The organism is Albibacillus kandeliae (assembly GCF_003116585.1).
Lineage (GTDB): Bacteria > Pseudomonadota > Alphaproteobacteria > Rhodobacterales > Rhodobacteraceae > Albibacillus > Albibacillus kandeliae.
This window is the reverse complement of record NZ_QEHM01000008.1, coordinates 111,594-126,012: the sequence shown is the minus strand read 5'-3', so window position 1 is coordinate 126,012 and position 14,419 is coordinate 111,594. Positions and strand designations below refer to the sequence as shown.

The following is a 14,419-nucleotide window of genomic DNA, read 5'->3' as shown; positions in this document are numbered from 1 at the left end:
AGGGTATGAGCACTGAGGAACAGAACAAGCTTGCCGCCGACTGCGCCGACCTCGAGCGGCTGGCGGTCGAGGCGCTGGGCTGGCTGGGTCAGCCCGAGAACGCAGATCTAGTCGGCGCCGAGGCGCGGTCGCTGACCCGATCGCTGCGCAAGTCCGTGCGCCGCGCGCGCCGGCTGGGCAGCTCGGCCGTCACGCCCATGTCGGTCTCGGTTTTCGGCCCCAGCCAGGCGGGAAAGTCGTTCCTGGTGTCGGTCCTCGCGCGTCCGTCCGGCGGACGCCTTGTTGGAGATTTTCCAAGCAATGACGGCATGTTGGACTACATATCTCAGGTGAACCCTGAAGGAGAGGGTGAGAGCACCGGCTTGGTAACCCGCTTTACCATGCGCAAGGAGCCCGCGCCTGAGGGCTATCCGATCAAGCTGACCCTGCTGGGCGAAGCCGACATCCTCCGGACCGTTCTGAACTCGTTCTTCAACGATGGCGACGAGTCCGAGATCCCGCCTGAACCGCAGGAGATCGCGGCCCACCTCGATGCGTTCCGTCCCCGCGCTGGCGCGCCGGTGCCCGGGCTCGATGCCGATGCCGTTCTCGAAGTCGGGGAGTACGTGGAAAACGTATTCAGAAAAAGCGCTTACGCGGCGGCCTTGAAGCCTTTCTGGGAGGAGGCAGCCGAGATCGCCCCCGGCCTCTCGCTCACGGATCGCGCGGCGTTTTTCTCGATCCTCTGGGGCCGTCATGAGGCGCTCGGCGACCTCTACGCCCAACTGGCCGGGGCGCTGGCGCGCCTAGGACACGCGGCCTCGCTCCACGTCGAGATCGCGGCGCTGGTGCCGCGCGAGCAGTCGATTATCGACGTCAAGACGCTCCGCGGCCTCCGGGGCGAAGATGTCGGCCCGCCGCTGGCGGTCCAGACCCCAACCGGGCAGCGCCTGAACATGGATCGCGCCGAGCTCTGTGCGCTGGCGGCCGAGCTGGTGTTCCCGATGGCCGAACAGCCCTCGGACCTCTTCGGGCGCACCGATCTGCTGGATTTCCCCGGTGCGCGCAACCGGTTCGAGGAACCGCTGACCAAGACGCTCGGCAACCTCGACAAGAACCTGCACGAACTGCTGCTGCGCGGGAAGGTCGCCTATCTGTTCGACCGCTACGTCGAGAACCAGGAAATCACCTCGATGCTGCTCTGCGTCCCGGGCAGCAACATGGAGACGCTGGATCTGCCCGGCCTCGTCGACAACTGGATCGCGCTGACCCACGGCGACAGGCCCTCGGTGCGCAGCAAGACCGATACCGCGCTGTTCTTCGTGCTGACCAAGTTCGACATGCAACTCGGCGACAGCGCGGCCGATGGCGGCGCAACCTCGCGGTTCGAACGGCGGATGAAGGCCTCGCTGCTCGAACGTTTCGGGCGGGGGCAGGACGGATGGGTCGAGGAATGGACCCCGGGGCGGCCCTTCGACAACTGTTTCTGGCTGCGCAACCCGAACTACTTCGTCGAGGGGCTGATCGAATACGGCCCCGACAAGCGCGAGATCCGGATCCGCCCCGAGAAGGAGGCGCGCATCGCCGAGCTGAAGGCCGGATGCCTCGAAGCCGCGCCGGTGCAGGCGCATTTCGCCGACCCCGAGGCCGCTTGGAACGCCGCGCTGGCGCTGAACGACGGCGGCGTGACCTACCTTACCGATGCCCTGGCCCGTGTCTGCAAGCCCGACGCCAAGCTCCGCCAGATCCGCGTCCAGCTTGACCAGATCGTCGCCGACATCACCCGGTCGATGGCGCCGTTCCATGTCTCCGACGATGTCGAGCAGCGCATTACCGAAAAGCAGGAGGCCGCGAGCCGGGTCATCGACGACCTCGAGCTGTCGCTCTCGCGGCACCGCTTCGGCGCGGTCCTCTCTGCGCTGATGGTCGATCAGGACACCATCGAGACGCGTATCGCGCGGGTCCCGAGCTCGGTGCGTATCTCCAGTGCGGTCAGCGCCGTCGCCGCGCGCCCGGAACCGACTCAGGCCAGCCGGCCTCAGCGGCCGCAACGCCCGCGCCCGGCCTCGGCCCCTTCGGCAGGCGGAGGCGACATCCGCACCATGTCGCTGGAGCAGTTTCAGGCCGATACCGCGATACAGTGCTGGATCGACGTGCTGAAATCCTTCCGTGACGACGCCCGCCGCTGCAATGCGCTGGGGTTGCAGGAGGGAACGGCGGGCGACCTCGTGGCTGAGCTGATCCATGCCGCCCGCCGCACCGGGCTGGCGCCGCGCACGGCCAGCGCGTTGGAGGCGGTGAACTTCGGTCTCAGCGTCGAGAAACAGGCGCAGGCCGCGGCCATTCTCGGCGCGGAACGGATCAACGCCTTTGTCAGCACGCTGGGCATGGATGCCCTGCCAGAGGCGGAACGGCCGAGGGTGGAGACGGGCGAGGGCACCAGCCGCCCGGTCTTTGCGCCGCGCACCGGGGCCGACACGGTAGACACGCTGCCCACGCCGCCGCTCGACCGGGCCGGTCAGGTCTGGACCGACTGGGTCTTTGCGCTCGACGCCGTCTTTGCCGCCAATGCGCGCGACGGCGACAGCGGGGCCGTGAACATCGAGCAGAATCTGGCCCTTGGCCGCATCCTCGGCGCATTGGGCGGTCTGCACACCGGGCTGGCGGCGGAATGAGCCTGATCCTCCACGGCGATCCGCAGCAGCCTGCGGGCGGCTATGCGTTCCTCGAACTGCCCGAGGGGCGGCTTTCGGCGCCTGCCGTGACCGTGGCGATCTTCGATGCCTATGGAGAGCGCTGGCTCTCCCCGAGCGCGGGTGACGAGCAGAAGGTGGCCATCGGCAACCCCAACTGGCAGGCCGAGAAGTACGAGTACGGCCCCTACAAGGTCTATCGTCACAACGGTGCCGACTGGGTGCGCGTCGGGCCCGAGATCGTGAACAAGATCGAAGCCTACGCGCCGCTGCGCATCTCGGTCGAGGGGCGGGACTACGACGTGTCATGGCCCGACGATATCCCGCCGCGCGCGCTCGCGGCGGTCGTCGGTGGGCTGCAGACCGTCAGCCGTCCGGCCGCCGAGCTTGAAGACCGTACCGTGATCGCCCGCAAGCCCCCGGCGCCCAAGGTCGAACCGGAGCCGGTTGAAGAAGCGCCGACCTTGGCCGAGGAGCCGGCCAAGGCAACCGTCGCACCGGAGCCCGAGCCGAAGAACCGGCGGAGCGCTTTGTGGCTCCTGCTGATCCTGCTGGTGCTGGCACTGGCCGGAGCCGCTTTCTGGTGGTTCGTCCTGCGCGATCCGGCTGACGCGGATCAGGAACAGGGCACGGAGCAGACGACGACTGGCGAAACGGGTACCGAACAGACCTCGCAGGTGCCGCCGCCGGTCGGGGATACCTGCACTGCCGAGGCGCTCGGCGCGCTGCAGGGCGGCTTCGCTGTCATCGGCCCGGCGCTGCGGGAGTGCGGTGCCCGGGTCTCGCCCGACGTCGCTCTCACGCTGGTCGAGAATTCGGCGGCTGACGAGGACCCCGAGGCGCTCTATCTATTCGGTATGCTTTACGATGGCAGCCAGCAGGACGGCGTGGTGGAGGATACCATCGGCCTCACCTTCGGGGCGGACGACCCGAAGGCGGCGGAGTATTATGCCCGCGCCGTGACCGCCGGTTCGCCGGAGGCCGCGACCGCGCTCGCCGCGACCTGCGCCCGCCTCGGGCAGGAGACCGGCACGCTCGCAAAGGGGGCTCATGATGACTACTGCCGCTAGGTTCACCCGCCGCGGTCTGTCCCGGCTGGCCTTGGCCGCCGCGCTCGGGCCGATGCTGCCGCTGCGTGGCCTGGCCCAGGCCGCCGTCCGGCCGATGAAGCAGGACGGGCGCGCCACCGTCTATCAGCGTGTGCTGACGAAACCGGGCGCGACGATGCTGCAGGAGCCCGGCGGGCAGACCCGTCGCGACTGTGCCGCCTTCGAACCGCTCTACGTCTACGAGGCGCGGCCCGGCTGGTTCGCCGTCGGTCCCTCGATCGCCTCTGGTGTCGAGGGCTGGCTTCCGGCCGAGGAATGCGTCGCGTGGAAACAGAACATCGTCGCGGCCTTCACCAATCAGGCCGGGCGCAAACGGCAGCTCCTCTTCGACACCGAGGCGCGGCTCGAGGCGCTGATGAACAGCGAGGGGCTCGCCGCCGAGCAGGACAGGCTGCTGGCCGATGTCGCCGGGGGCACCGTGCCGCCCGAGGCCGGTATCGTCGCCGCCGAGCCCGCGACCTTCGTCAATATCGTCGATGACCTCTACCTGATGCCGATCCTCGATTTCTCGCAGGTGCCGCACCCGCTGACCTACGAGCCGAACCTGCTGATGGAGGTCGCCTCGGTTCCCCTGCGGGAGGCCGGCAGCGGCACCGGTGCCAGCAGCGAGGAGTTCGACGCCGGGATCGTCTTTGTCTTCGACACCACCCGCTCCATGCGGCCCTTCATCGAGGGGACGCAGAAGGCCGTCGAGAAGGTGATCCGCGACATGCAGGGCTCCGACATCGGCGGCAAGATCCAGTTCGGCGTGGTCGGCTTCCGCGACAACACCGACGCGGCGCCGGGCCTCGAATACCGCACGCGGACCCTTCTGCCGCTGAAACGACGGCAGGACCAGTCCGAGGTGGTGGCGACAATCCGCGCTGCGACCAACGTGGCACAGGTCGACTCCCCGGGGTTCAACGAAGACAGCTTTGCCGGGGTCGAGGACGCGGTCTATCTCACCGACTGGACCGGGGGCACGCGCGACCCCTTCGACGTCAAGGTCGTGATCCTGATCACCGACGCGGGTCCCAAGGACCTGCGCGACCCGAACGCGCGCTCCGAGATTGGCGCGGCCGAGTTGCAGGCAGCGGCGCAGGACAAGGGCGTCGCGGTGATGACATTGCACCTCAAGACCCCGGCGGGGGGAGAGGCCCAGCACGCCTATGCCGAAGGGCAGTACCGCAGCCTGTCGCGGTTCCACGATGGCAGCTACTACTACGGCATCGAGGGTGGCTCGACGCAGGCCTTCGAGGACACCGCCACGCGACTGGTGACCGGTCTGACCGACCTGATCCGCGTTGCCCGCGACGAGCGTCCGGTGCTCTCCGGCTCCGAGGCCGCGCCGGAACTGGCCGACCTTGGCCGCGCGATGCAGCTTGCCTACCTCGGACGGCGCGAGGGCGAACGGGCGCCGGACGTGATCCGCGGCTGGGTCTCGGAAAAGGCTATCGAGGACCCGGTGAAACTTGCCATCGAACCGCGCCTGCTGATCTCCAAGAACGAGATGGCCACGATGACCGACCTGCTGACCCAGCTGTCGCAACTGGGCGAGCAGAGCCGGGGCGAGGAGGATGCGGCCAGCTTCTTCAGTCAGGTGCGCGACGTGGTGGCGCGGATGGCACAGAACCCCGACCGCCTGATCAACCCCGAATCCGAGACGCTGGGCGGCGCGCTCGAGTTCCTCGAGGACCTGCCTTACGAGAGCGTCATCATGAACATGACGCAGGAACGCTGGGAGCAGAGCGCGATGACGCGGCGCACCGTGCTGGACGGGCTGCGCCAGAAGATTGCCCAGTATCGCAAGTGGTTGCTCGACCCGACCGTCTGGACTGCGCTCTACGACGGCGCGCCCGACGGCGATTACGTCTTTGCGATGCCCTTCGACGTTCTGCCCTGAGACGGCGCGCGACATGCTCGACCTCGGTGCGGCGCGGATAGACCTTGCGGATGGCGACCGCACCTTCCGGCTGGAAGTGGAGGCGCTGCGCCTGGAACCGGGGCAGATGCTGGCGCTGACCGGCTCCAGCGGCTCGGGCAAGACGCTGCTGCTCGAACTGCTCGGGCTTCTGCGGGCGCCGGGGCAGGGCACCCGGTTTCGCTGGCTGGGCGAGACGGGCGAGGTCGACCTTGCCGCGCTCTGGTCGCGCGGGCCGCGCAACGCCGAGCTGTCGCGGCTGCGCGGGCGCCTTTTCGGCTTCGTGCCGCAGACCGGCGGGCTGATGCCCTTCCTCTCGGTGGCCGAGAACATTGCGCTGCCGCAGCGGGTCAACGGCGCGCCCGACCCGGGCCGGGTAGAGCACCTGATGGAGCGCTTGGGCCTTTCCGACATCGCGAGGCTGCGCCCCGACGCGCTGTCGATCGGGCAGCGACAGCGCACCGCCATCGCCCGGGCGCTGTCTCACCGCCCGCCCTTCGTCATCGCGGACGAACCCACGGCCGCCCTCGACCCCGAGACCTCCGACCGGGTGCTTGACCTCTTGCTGGATGCCGCCCGAGCCGAGGGCAGCGGCGTCATCCTCTCCTCGCACGACATCGACCGGATCGAGCGGTTCGCCATCCCGCGCGTGGCCCTCAGCGCCGAGAGCGCAGGCGGCACCGTCACCAGCCGGCTGGAGGGCGCGACGTGCTGATCCTTTCGCTGGCATGGCGCGCGCTGCTGCGCGACCGGTTCTTCCTGTTCTGCAACGTGGCGGTCATGGTCGGGATCCTCGTGCCCCTGCTGGTCCTGCTCGGGGTCAAGAACGGCGTCTACCAGGCGCTGGTCGGCGAGATGCTGGCCGATACGGCGAACCTGCAGATCGACACCGCAGGCAACGCCACCCTGACCGAGGACGAGATCGCGCCGCTGCGCGCATGGCCCGAGATCGCCTTTCTCACCCCCAAGGTGCGTGGCCAGTTCGACTACATGAACGTGCGCGCCGTGGATGGCCGCCGCATGAGCACCGCGCTGATGATCCCGACGGGCGAGGGCGACCCGACCCTGCCCAAGGGCGCGGCGCTGGCCGAGGGCGAGGTCGCGGTCAGCGCGCAACTGGCGGCGCAGCTGGAACTGACCCCGGGCACCGAGGTCCAGCTGATCAGCCAGGCCGAGGACCGGCCGAAGCAGCTGGTGCTGCCCGCCCGTGTCGGCCTTGTGCTGCCCGCGAATGCGACGGCGGGGCGCGCGGTGCTGGCGCCTTTCGCCACGCTCGACCTGATCGAGGCCTTCTACGATTCCTACAGCCTGCCGGACTATGGCATCGAAGGTGCCAAACCGCTCTCGGAACGCGCGCCGACCTATGCCGGGCTGCGGGCCTACGCGCGCTCGCTCGAAGACCTCGCAGGGCTCCAGACGCGGATCGAGAAACAGCTGGCTCTCGCCACCTCGGCGCGGACGCGGGACGTGGAGTCGCTGCTGGGGCTCGGGCGCAAGCTGAACCTCGCGCTGCTCGGCACCGCGGTCCTCGCGGCCATCGGCCTTGGCGCGGCGCTGGTGCTGGGGTTCTGGTCCGATGTCCTGCGCAAGCGGACGGTACTGGCCGGGATCGCCCTGATCGGCGTGCCGAGCCATCGCCTCGCGCTTTTCCCGATGGTGCAGGCGCTGATCACGGCCACCCTCGGGCTCGCGCTCTCCTTCCTGCTCTACGTGCTCGCCGGGCGCGGGGCGACATGGCTCTTCGGACAGGGCTTGCCGGGAGAGGCGCCGCTCGCCCATATCGGGACGGGGCAGGGCATCGCCATCGCGGCGGCCGTGCTGCTGCTCGCCTTGCTGGCCTCGGGCGCCGCTGCATGGTCGGCGCTCCGGCTGGACCCGGCCAGCGTTCTGAGGGAGGGATCATGAAACCGCTTCTGCTCGCGGCCTGCCTTGCGCTCGGCCCCGCCCTCGCCCTGGCGCAGGACCGCGCCTGGCCGCGCGACCTCTACGATCCGGCGACCGAACCGGCGGACCTTGTCTTGCCCATGCCCTGTGGCGGGGCGATGGCGTTCCAGAAGGTCACCGTCCCGGTGGATGCAGGCGACCCGCTGGCCGACCGACGCATCCGGCTGGGCCAGACGCTGGACGACACCGGCTATTCCGACTACCTGCGCCCCGATTTCCTGCGTGGCGCCTTTACCGACGACACGGCGGGCACCACCTTCTATTTCATCGCGCGCTACGAGATGACCCGGGGCCAGTACCGCGCCCTGCAGGGCGACTGCGACGCATCCTTTACCCGCGCCGACCGGCAGGCGCAGGGCGACCTGTCGTGGTTCGACGCGATCAGTGCGGCGCAAGGCTATTCCGGCTGGCTGCTGGCCAATCACCCCGAGAGCCTGCCGCAGGCCGACGGCACCCCGGGCTTCCTGCGACTGCCGACCGAAGCCGAGTGGGAATACGCCACCCGTGGCGGCGCACGCGTCGACTCGACCGAGTTCGCCGGGCGCACCTTCTTCGGCTCGGACGATCCGCGCAACTACGCCTTCTTCTACGCCGGGTCGGGCCGGGACCAGCTGATGCTGGTGGGGCTGCGCCAGCCCAATCCGCTCGGACTCTACGATGTCTACGGCAATGCCGAGGAACTCATGCTCGACCCGTTCCGGGTCAACGTGCTGGGGCGGCTCGGCGGGCAGGCGGGCGGCGTGGTGACGCGCGGCGGGTCGATCCTGACGCCGGCCGAGCAGATCTACAGCGCCCAACGCACCGAGTATCCACCCTTTGCCCGTGCGACCGGCGCGCCGACGCGTGCGCCCACCTTCGGCCTGCGCCTCGTCATCGCCAGCCAGATCGCCACCTCCGACGCGCGCCTGCGCTCGATCCAATCGCGCTGGCAGGACCTGGCAGGCTCCGTGGCGCCGACAACCGGCGAGACCGACCCGATCGACCTGCTCGGGGCGCTCATCGACAACGAGATCGACCCCCGGCGCCAGACCGCGCTGAACGAGCTGAAACTGGAATTCCGCCGCGCCGACGACCGGGCGCAGATCGCCCAGACCCAGTCGGCGCGCGCCACGCTGATGTCCGGTGCCGTCTTCGTCGAGACACTGGTGGACCTGACGGCGCAGATCGAGGCCAAGAAGGCGGTGATCCGCATGCTGGTCGGCCTGCGGCCCAGCGGCGAACCCGGTGCGCTCTTTGCCCGCCAGCTGGAAAAGCACGTGACCGAGATAGGCGAGCTGCGCGACAGCCGCTCGACCTACCTGCTGTCCTTTGCCACCGCGCTCGATACCCTCGGTGGCGATGTGCCCGCCGAGCAGCGCCAGTCGGCCTACGAGGTGCTGCGCGAAGAGATGTCGCTGGCCGGGCGGGGCGAGTTGCTGGCCAGCCTCGACAGGTTCTGGGCCGATCTCGGCGCCTATTCGGAACGACCGGACATGAGCCAGGACGACCTTCTGGACCTCGCGCTGCAATAACATGGGCCGGAACGCCATACCTGCCACGTCATGACCCCATTCGCGGCAATCTTCCGCCTTGCTTGGCTGCGAGGGTTGCGCCGATCCGCCAGTGGGGCGCGGGGCGTAATGCTTGACTTTGATTCCGGGCTTTGTTGGTCTGACTCATCAGACTATGGTATCATTTCAGTATGACTTGCTTTCCCCTGCTGCCGAATGCGGTGGAGTGAACAGCGAAGGGAGTTCATGATGATTAAGAAAAGTGTTTGTGCATCGCTGGTTGCGGCGAGCCTGATCGCAGTTCCGGTGCAACGTGCCATGGCCGACGAAGGAGCCGCTCTGCTCGGCGGTCTGATCGTCGGCGGCCTGATCGGCAACGAGATCGCCAAGAACAAGCAACGCAAGACCACCACCACCACGCGCAGCTACAGCAACAACGCGGCCTACAGCGCCCAGCGGGAACAGAACCGCCAGGTGCAGAACGCGCTGAACTACTTCGGCTACAACGTCGGCAGCGCCGACGGCGTGCTGGGCAGCCGCTCGCGCTCGGGTATCGCGCAGATGCAGGCGCAGATGGGCTTCAACCCCGACGGCCACCTCGACGACTACGAGCGTGACTTCCTGCTGGGCAGCCACCAGCGCGCGCTCGCAAGCTCGCACATGGCACCCTACAATCAGGTGATGGCAACCCAGGGCCCCTCGGGGCTGCTGCGCACCTATCGCAACGAGCAGCTGGGCATCAGCACCGCAACCGCGGTACAGCCCTCTGCACCGGTCCCCGCACCGGCCCCGGTTCCGCAGCCGGTCGCCAGCCCGGCACCCCAGCCGGTGCCCGCGCCCGCGCCCCAGACCACGCAGCAGACCGACGTGACCGCACGCTCTGACAACGCGGCGCTGCCGTCGTTCACCTTCGGGGCCACCAACCGCTCGGTCAGCGAGCACTGCAACGAGATCAACGTCCTGACCGCCGCCAATGGCGGCATCACGGCGCCGGGGCAGGTCAGCGATGCCGAGTTTGCCCTGAACGAGCAGTTCTGCCTCGCACGGACCCACGCGATGGCCGAAAGCTCGGCGATCACGGCGACGATCCCCAACCTGACCGACGCCCAGATCGAACAGCAGTGCGGCGGTCTGACCCAGGTGATCCAGCCGCAGGTCGACAGCCTGTCCAGCAAGCGGCCTGACATGGTGATCGCCGATGCCTCGGCCATCCTGCAGGGCTCGGGCCAGCCGATGGCGCAGCTGGTGTCCAGCGGCAAGGTCTGCCTCGGAGTCGGCTATCGCATCGACGATCCGCAGATGGCGCTTGCCTCTGCCGTCCTGCTGACGGCGGCGGGCCAGCTCGGCTATGGCGAGGCGGTAAGCCACCACATGCGCGAGGGCTTCGGCACCGCGAAGACCGACAAGGCCAAGTCGGACGCCTGGATGAAGCTGGCGCTCGAAACGGTCACCAACACCGCCGGAACCGCCGTGATGGGCCAGTCGCCCGAACGAGTTGCGGTTCTGGAGGATGCCATCAACGGCAGCGGCGGCGGCGGCGCGGCACTGCCGGTGTTCGGGAACAGCGCGAACAACTGATCGCGCCCTGAAAAAACACGCTGCGCCCGCCGGTTCCGGCGGGCGTTTGCGTTTCGGGACGAGGGCCCGGGGAACGAATTCGTCGCCTTCGGGGCAGGGCGCGGATATTGGACCGCGGGGAACGCACGGACCGGACTTAACGTCTTTCTCGCGCCGAGGTGCTTGAATGCCCGGCTCGGCTGATTTAGCTAGGGCTCAAACGGCCCAACGGAACCCGCCAATGACCTATGTCGTCACCGAAAACTGTATCGCCTGCAAATACACCGACTGCGTGGAAGTCTGCCCGGTCGACTGTTTCTACGAGGGCGAGAACACGCTGGTGATTCACCCCGACGAGTGCATTGACTGCGGGGTCTGCGAGCCCGAGTGCCCGGCCGACGCAATCCGGCCGGATACCGAGCCGGACATGGAGAAATGGGTCGAGTTCAACCGCAAGTATGCCGAGCTGTGGCCGGTGATCGTGACCCGCAAGGATCCGATGCCCGGGCACGAGGAACGCGATGGCGAGAGCGGAAAACTGGAGAAGTACTTCTCCGAGGCCCCGGGCGAGGGCGGCTGAGCGATTCGCCTGTCCGTCGGCCGCAGCGCCCTTTGACCCCGCCGCGGATTCGCGTCGGAACTAGAAGGCTTTGCTGCCTCTGACCCAACGTCATCTTCCGTTTGGCGTTTTTTTATGATATATTCCTGTCACGAAATATAGGAAACAACCGGATTGATCCCCGGCGCACTCACCAGGGGACGAAAAAAGCCGAGTGACCAGAAAACGCTGTATGACGGGACATGGACTTGTCCCGCCACAGCGTTGTTGTCGCCGGGCATGCCGGTCAGCAAGGAAGACCTGAATGACAAAATCGAAAAAGCTGGATTTCCGCCCCAACGACTATGTGGTCTACCCGGCCCACGGCGTCGGTCAGATCATCTCGATCGAAGAGCAGGAAGTGGCCGGCATCGCGCTGGAACTTTTCGTGATCTCCTTCGAGAAGGACAAGATGACCCTGCGTGTGCCGACCAACAAGGCCACCGAGATCGGGATGCGGTCGCTCAGCACACCTGACGTGATCAACCAGGCCATGAAGACCCTCAAGGGCAAGGCCAAGGTCAAGCGGGCCATGTGGTCGCGTCGGGCTCAGGAATACGAACAGAAGATCAACTCGGGCGATCTCATCTCGATCGCCGAAGTCGTGCGCGACCTGCACCGCACCGACGACCAGCGCGAGCAGTCCTATTCCGAGCGTCAGCTGTACGAAGCCGCTCTGGAGCGCCTGACCCGCGAAGTCGCCGCCGTGGGTGGTGGAGACGAATCCGCCGCCGCCAAGCAGGTAGACGACGTTCTGATGTCGCGCGCTGCCTGATCAACGGCAACCCCGACAGAGCCTGGGCCGTACCCGTGGGTGCGGCCCTTTTCTTTTGGAGGTGTCCGCAAACCGTGTCGGTCCATCATGTGCTTTGGAGCGGACCCTTTGGGCAAAGCGCGACGAAGGTCGGCCTTAAGCCCATTGCGGACGGTCCAGGATACGAGCCATCCTGTACTACATGAATGATTCTTCGATCTATAAAACAGTGAAAGCCAAGCTGATCACCCACGGTGTCGACCGCACGGCGGACGGTCGCCTAACGTTGACTGATGCTGAGCTATTTTCTCTCTTCGTGCAGCTTGAGCGTGCAAAGGAGAGAGCAAGTTTCGACGCCGTGCTCGAAGTCTGCGCAAAGATGGAAGCCCACCTTGCTCACATTGGGAAGAGGCAACTCATTGTGTTCGCGTACATGTACCTGTGCTTCTCGGAACTGACGCCTGCTACTCAGGAACCCGATAAACTCATGCCAGACGGCAAAGTTCGAAAATCGTGGATCTTTCGCCGGGCAGTATCGGATGAGGAAATGCTCATCGGTCTTTGGGCGCGCGTAAGGTATGACGCTGTTAGGGAGCACATGCTCCGCCTTGTCTACGCCAACGGCTGAGGGCGCTGGTCAAACGAATGACTTCTCCGTCCGCATAACCAACCAACCCAGTGTGCGGACGCCCCCTTTCTTCTCAACACCCTAGCTTGACTGGCTCCGGCCCCGCGCCGACTGTGAGGGGCAAAGGAGACGGCGATGGAGCAGGCGGCGCGCAAGGGGTGGTATGACCGGATCGTTCTGGATCTGGGTCGCCAGATGCGGTGGTCTTTCGTGCCGCCGCTCATGGTCTATCTCGCCTACGGCGTCTCCACCCTGACCGCCATCGTCGGCACGTTCTTCGTCAAGGACTACCTCGGCCTCTCCGCGGCCTTCCTTGCCGGATTGGGGTTCTGGGCGGGCATTCCCTGGGCGCTCAAGATGCCGTTGGGCCATCTGGTCGACCTCATGTGGCGCTGGAAATCGCTCCTGATCTTTGTCGGCGCGGCGCTGATTTCGGCGAGCCTCGGCATCATGTACCTGCTGATCACCCGCCCCGATGCGATGGGGGCCATCCTGCCGCCGGGCTCTTGGTACGTCCTGTCGGTGGTCCTCGCGCCCGCAGGCTATGTCATTCAGGATGCCGTGGCCGACGCCATGTCGGTCGAGGCCGTCCCGACCATCGATGAACACGGCCAGCCTGTGAGCGAGGAAGCCTCGCGTGCGATGCACACCACGATGCAGACGCTCGGGCGTTTCGCGCTGATTTCGGGCACCGTGGGGGTGGCGCTGCTCAACATCGTGATGTTCTCCGGCGCCGAGGGTCTGCCACAGGCAGCCAAGGCGGCGATCTACGCCCGCATCTACCTGATCGCGCAGGTGGTGCCGCTGCTGTCGATCTCGGGTGTGGTCCTTGCCGCGCTGGAGCGGCGGGCGCGGGCAGGGCGCCTCCGCCGCCGTGGCGTGGCCGAAGCCACCATCACTGCCGGGTTCGCACGACAGGGAGAGCGGCCCCGGGTCAATCACTGGTACTTCACCGGAGGCCTTGCCTTCGTGGGGCTCTCGCTGGCCGTGGGCCTGTCCGAGATCGCCTATGGGCAGGAGCTGATCTTTCTCGGTTCGATGCTCGTTGTCGTCTTCCTGATGCACCAGCTGGCCCGCAACCTCGCGCCGGCGCAGGCGCGGTCGCTCTTCGGCACCGCCATCATCATCTTTGTCTTCCGCGCCGTGCCCTTGCCGGGTGCGGGCTATTCGTGGTTCGCCATTGACCAGTTGGGGTTTGACGAACAGTTCCTTTCAGTCCTGTCGCTCATCACCTCGGTCCTGACCCTCGCGGGCATCATCGTATTGCGCCCGATGATGGCCAGCCACACCATCACCTGGATCGTCGTGCTGCTGAGCCTTGCCGAGGCGGTGCTCTCGCTGCCCAACATCGGCCTCTACTACGGCATCCAGAACTGGACCGCGCCGTTGACCGGCGGGGTGGTGGATGCGCGGTTCATCGCGATCATCGACACGGCCGCCGAGTCGCCGCTGGGACAGATTGCGATGATCCCGATGCTGGCCTGGATCGCGCGGAACGCGCCTGACGGGCTCAAGGCGACCTTCTTCGCGGTGATGGCCTCCTTCACCAACCTTGCACTCTCGGCCAGCAGCCTTGGCACCCGCTACATGAACGAGATGTTTCATGTGGCGCGAGAGGTTCGCGATCCAACCAGCGGAAATATAACGGTTCCTGCCGATTACTCGCAGCTGGGACTCCTGCTGATCGTGGTCGCGGTGATCACCGTGGCCGCGCCGCTGATCGCGATCGTTCTGGTGCAGGCTTCTCCCCTCAGAACCCGGGACTGA

At 66.9% G+C, this 14,419-nt stretch carries 11 protein-coding genes; all 11 read left to right on the top strand.

Annotated features, from left to right (window positions below; genetic code table 11):
• Window positions 1–5: 5 nt before the first annotated feature.
• A complete protein-coding gene (locus DDT93_RS18405) occupies window positions 6–2,654 on the top strand; it encodes a virulence factor SrfC family protein (RefSeq protein WP_109467345.1) in 2,649 nt (882 codons plus the stop codon).
• Entirely contained in the window at window positions 2,651–3,742 is a 1,092-nt protein-coding gene (locus DDT93_RS18400; protein ID WP_109467344.1) for a hypothetical protein, read from the top strand. The genes DDT93_RS18405 and DDT93_RS18400 overlap by 4 nt, the downstream gene beginning before the upstream one ends.
• Window positions 3,726–5,663 (top strand): vWA domain-containing protein, encoded by a 1,938-nt coding sequence (locus DDT93_RS18395; RefSeq protein WP_232825502.1) that lies wholly within the window; start codon window positions 3,726–3,728, stop codon window positions 5,661–5,663. The genes DDT93_RS18400 and DDT93_RS18395 overlap by 17 nt, the downstream gene beginning before the upstream one ends.
• Window positions 5,664–5,676: 13 nt before the next feature.
• Complete coding sequence (locus tag DDT93_RS18390) at window positions 5,677–6,396, top strand: ABC transporter ATP-binding protein (RefSeq protein ID WP_109467343.1); 720 nt, start codon at window positions 5,677–5,679, stop codon at window positions 6,394–6,396.
• Window positions 6,390–7,586, top strand: coding sequence for an ABC transporter permease family protein (locus tag DDT93_RS18385; RefSeq protein WP_109467342.1), 1,197 nt, complete (start codon window positions 6,390–6,392; stop codon window positions 7,584–7,586). Before DDT93_RS18390 ends, DDT93_RS18385 begins: the two co-directional genes overlap by 7 nt.
• Window positions 7,583–9,136, top strand: coding sequence for a formylglycine-generating enzyme family protein (locus DDT93_RS18380; RefSeq protein WP_109467341.1), 1,554 nt, complete (start codon window positions 7,583–7,585; stop codon window positions 9,134–9,136). The genes DDT93_RS18385 and DDT93_RS18380 overlap by 4 nt, the downstream gene beginning before the upstream one ends.
• A gap of 228 nt (window positions 9,137–9,364) precedes the next feature.
• The gene (locus tag DDT93_RS18375) at window positions 9,365–10,693 is read left to right on the top strand and encodes a peptidoglycan-binding domain-containing protein (RefSeq protein WP_157960226.1); all 1,329 of its coding nucleotides are present in this window, start codon (window positions 9,365–9,367) and stop codon (window positions 10,691–10,693) included.
• A gap of 220 nt (window positions 10,694–10,913) precedes the next feature.
• Window positions 10,914–11,252 (top strand): ferredoxin FdxA, encoded by a 339-nt coding sequence (fdxA, locus tag DDT93_RS18370; RefSeq protein WP_109467339.1) that lies wholly within the window; start codon window positions 10,914–10,916, stop codon window positions 11,250–11,252.
• Window positions 11,253–11,535: 283 nt separating this feature from the next.
• On the top strand, window positions 11,536–12,045 hold the full coding sequence (locus tag DDT93_RS18365; RefSeq protein WP_109467338.1) for a CarD family transcriptional regulator: 510 nt from the start codon (window positions 11,536–11,538) through the stop codon (window positions 12,043–12,045).
• A 181-nt stretch (window positions 12,046–12,226) separates the two neighbouring features.
• Complete coding sequence (locus DDT93_RS18360) at window positions 12,227–12,652, top strand: hypothetical protein (protein ID WP_109467337.1); 426 nt, start codon at window positions 12,227–12,229, stop codon at window positions 12,650–12,652.
• A gap of 135 nt (window positions 12,653–12,787) precedes the next feature.
• On the top strand, window positions 12,788–14,419 hold the full coding sequence (locus DDT93_RS18355) for an MFS transporter (protein ID WP_109467336.1): 1,632 nt from the start codon (window positions 12,788–12,790) through the stop codon (window positions 14,417–14,419).

Excerpts from the sequence above, each read along its gene's own strand:
- DDT93_RS18375 (WP_157960226.1), top strand. The coding sequence starts at position 9,365 with ATGATTAAGAAAAGTGTTTGTGCATCGCTGGTTGCGGCGAGCCTGATC.
- DDT93_RS18395 (WP_232825502.1), top strand. The coding sequence starts at position 3,726 with ATGACTACTGCCGCTAGGTTCACCCGCCGCGGTCTGTCCCGGCTGGCC.
- DDT93_RS18365 (WP_109467338.1), top strand. The coding sequence starts at position 11,536 with ATGACAAAATCGAAAAAGCTGGATTTCCGCCCCAACGACTATGTGGTC.
- DDT93_RS18400 (WP_109467344.1), top strand. The coding sequence starts at position 2,651 with ATGAGCCTGATCCTCCACGGCGATCCGCAGCAGCCTGCGGGCGGCTAT.
- DDT93_RS18360 (WP_109467337.1), top strand. The coding sequence starts at position 12,227 with ATGAATGATTCTTCGATCTATAAAACAGTGAAAGCCAAGCTGATCACC.
- DDT93_RS18380 (WP_109467341.1), top strand. The coding sequence starts at position 7,583 with ATGAAACCGCTTCTGCTCGCGGCCTGCCTTGCGCTCGGCCCCGCCCTC.
- DDT93_RS18405 (WP_109467345.1), top strand. The coding sequence starts at position 6 with ATGAGCACTGAGGAACAGAACAAGCTTGCCGCCGACTGCGCCGACCTC.
- fdxA (WP_109467339.1), top strand. The coding sequence starts at position 10,914 with ATGACCTATGTCGTCACCGAAAACTGTATCGCCTGCAAATACACCGAC.
- DDT93_RS18355 (WP_109467336.1), top strand. The coding sequence starts at position 12,788 with ATGGAGCAGGCGGCGCGCAAGGGGTGGTATGACCGGATCGTTCTGGAT.
- DDT93_RS18390 (WP_109467343.1), top strand. The coding sequence starts at position 5,677 with ATGCTCGACCTCGGTGCGGCGCGGATAGACCTTGCGGATGGCGACCGC.